Here is a 2,531-nt window from a genome sequence, read left to right as displayed (position 1 = left end):
TGCCGGTCGAAGGCCACCGCGCCGCGCGGCAGCGCCATGCGGATGCCGGCGCGGTCGTCGGTGACCACCTGCAGGTCGAGCCCCTCGAGCACGGCATTATACTGCGCCAGCAATGCCGCGCGCTGGCGCGTCGTGAGCACGCCCGTCGGGTCAAAGCCCTGATCGCGCTGCCAGCCGGCCATCGCGGTCCGTGTGCCGGGCCCGAAGGCCGCGTCGATCGCGCTGTCATAGTAGCCGGCCCACTGCAGCGCCTCCTGCAGCTCGGCGCGCTCGTCCCGGGTCAGCCGCCCCTCGCTCCGGCGCGCCTCGCGCAGGGTTTCCTCGGGTGACTCCGCTTCGGATGGCTCCTCTTCGGGCGTGTCCTCAAGCGCCGGCTCCGCCCCGAGGTCCAGGTCGATCGGCGGCGCGGCGCGGGCATCGGCGCCAACGGGCCAGAACTGCCGGTCGAAATCCGAGTCGCGGGCGATATAGCTGTCCCGCGGGATCTCTGCCGCCGCGCGGTAGCTCGCCAGCACGTCCTCCGCCGTCTCGCGCGTGTAGGGGCCGAGCGCCACGGCATACCAGCCCCCCCCGAGCGCGAAGCCCGCGACGTCCGGCAGGCGTCGGGCGAAGAGCCGGGCGCGCTCCTCCGCCTCCCTGAGGCTCGGATGCGCCTCGATCTGCACCCAGGCCGTGTCCTGCGCGCGAAGCGGGCCGGCGATGAGCGTGAGCGACAGAAGAAGAAGGCCGAAATATCGCGCCATGGGTCCCGCCTGCGTTGTCTTTGCTCTGCGTCAGCCGCATCTATAGCGAAAGCGTGCGGCGGTGCACCCTCGAAATCCGTGCGCGGCCGGGGGTTGATTGACCCTGCCCGGCGCGCGGCCTAGGAAAGCCGCGCCGGGCTGGGGCGCGGTGAAGGGGAAGGGGCGACGGCCATGGCGGACGAGCGGCCGCGGAGCTTTCAGCAGGTCTGGCAGCGGCTTCAGGAGTACTGGGCGCGGCAGGGCTGCGCCGTGCTGCAACCCTACGACATGGAGGTGGGCGCGGGCACCTTCCACCCGGCGACCACCCTGCGCGCGCTCGGATCCAAGCCCTGGGCGGCGGCCTACGTCCAGCCCTCGCGCCGGCCCACCGACGGGCGCTATGGCGACAACCCGAACCGCCTGCAGCACTACTACCAGTTCCAGGTGCTGATAAAGCCCTCGCCGCCTGATCTGCAGGAGCTCTATCTCGGCTCGCTGGAGGCCATCGGCATCGACATGGGCCTGCACGACATCCGCTTCGTCGAGGACGACTGGGAAAGCCCCACGCTCGGCGCCTGGGGCCTCGGCTGGGAGGTCTGGTGCGACGGCATGGAGGTGAGCCAGTTCACCTATTTCCAGCAGGTGGGCGGGCACGACTGCCACCCCGTCTCGGGCGAGCTCACCTACGGGCTGGAGCGGCTGGCGATGTATGTGCTCGGCATCGATCACGTGATGGAGATGCCCTACAACGACCCCGCCGCGCCGATCCCGCTCGCCTATGGCGACGTCTTCCGCCAGACGGAGGAGGAGTTCTCGCGCTTCAATTTCGACGTCGCCGAGACGGAGATCCTCTTCCGCCACTTCGAGGACGCGGAGCGCGAGTGCGAGGCGATCCTCGCCCACCCGGCCGAGGACCCCAGGACCGGGCGGCGCATCGTCATGGCGCATCCCGCCTACGACCAGTGCATCAAGGCGAGCCATCTCTTCAACCTGCTCGACGCGCGCGGCGTCATCTCGCCCACCGAGCGGCAGGCCTACATCGGTCGCGTGCGGACGCTGGCGAAGAAATGCGCCGACGCCTTCGTCGAGACCGAGGCGGGCGGCTGGACCGCCGCGGCGGAGGCCTCCTGAATGATCTCTCGCGCGCGCCGCGCCCGGTCCGGGGGCGCCTGAGATGTCCGGACGGCTGATCGGTCTTTTCCTCCTCGCCGTCGCGGTGATCGGCGGCGTCGGGATCTGGTATCTCCAGATCCACGCCTTCTATGACGAGGTGCCGCCCTCGGGGCCCGAGGATGTCGTCCTCACGCCGCAGGACGGTGGTGCGCCGGAACCGGTGCCGCATTCGGACTTCCGCGCCATCGACTCGGCGAGCTCGCCGATCCGCTACCGCGCCTGCTTCACCGTCGAGGCCGAGCGTGACGCGCTCGCCGGGGCCTACGTCACGCTCGATGACGCGGTGCCGCTGGTCGCGCCCGGCTGGTTCGACTGCTTCGACGCCGACGCGATCGGCGCCGCGCTCGAAGCGGGCCGCGCGACCGCCTTCATGGGCGTCGAAAACCTGACCTATGGCATCGACCGCGTGGTGGCCGTCTTCGCCGACGGCCGCGGCGTCGCCTGGAACCGCATCAACGACTGCGGCGCGGCCTTCTTCGACGGCGACCCGGTGCCGCCGGGCTGCCCGCCGCCGCCCGAGACCTGAGGACAGACGATGCCCGACCTCCTGATCGAACTCTTCTCGGAAGAAATCCCCGCGCGCATGCAGGCGCGCGCCGCCGCCGATCTCAAGGCGCGGATGACCGACGGGCTGGT

The 2,531-nt window shown here is 70.8% G+C and carries 3 protein-coding genes; 2 read left to right on the top strand and 1 reads right to left on the bottom strand.

The genetic code is table 11. The features are described 5' to 3' along the window. On the bottom strand, nucleotides 1-743 hold a 743-nt coding region (locus ACESL7_RS15350), incomplete at its 3' end, for a peptidoglycan-binding domain-containing protein (protein WP_372894165.1). Between the two features lie 171 nt (nucleotides 744-914). Here ACESL7_RS15350 and ACESL7_RS15345 point away from each other — a divergent pair. Together ACESL7_RS15345 and ACESL7_RS15340 are read left to right on the top strand one after the other, a co-directional pair. Further along, nucleotides 915-1,853, top strand: coding sequence for a glycine--tRNA ligase subunit alpha (locus tag ACESL7_RS15345; RefSeq protein WP_372894164.1), 939 nt, complete (start codon nucleotides 915-917; stop codon nucleotides 1,851-1,853). A 43-nt stretch (nucleotides 1,854-1,896) separates the two neighbouring features. Further along, nucleotides 1,897-2,421, top strand: a complete 525-nt coding sequence (locus ACESL7_RS15340; RefSeq protein ID WP_372894163.1) for a DUF6446 family protein — start codon at nucleotides 1,897-1,899, stop codon at nucleotides 2,419-2,421. The last annotated feature ends 110 nt before the right edge of the window (nucleotides 2,422-2,531 follow it).

This window comes from Rhodosalinus sp. (assembly GCF_041685465.1).
GTDB lineage: Bacteria > Pseudomonadota > Alphaproteobacteria > Rhodobacterales > Rhodobacteraceae > Rhodosalinus.
The sequence above is the reverse complement of the archived record's forward strand: the minus strand, read 5'-3'. Positions and strand labels throughout refer to the sequence as shown.

Coding starts and splice junctions, on each gene's coding strand:
- ACESL7_RS15345 (WP_372894164.1), top strand. CDS start 915: ATGGCGGACGAGCGGCCGCGGAGCTTTCAGCAGGTCTGGCAGCGGCTT.
- ACESL7_RS15340 (WP_372894163.1), top strand. CDS start 1,897: ATGTCCGGACGGCTGATCGGTCTTTTCCTCCTCGCCGTCGCGGTGATC.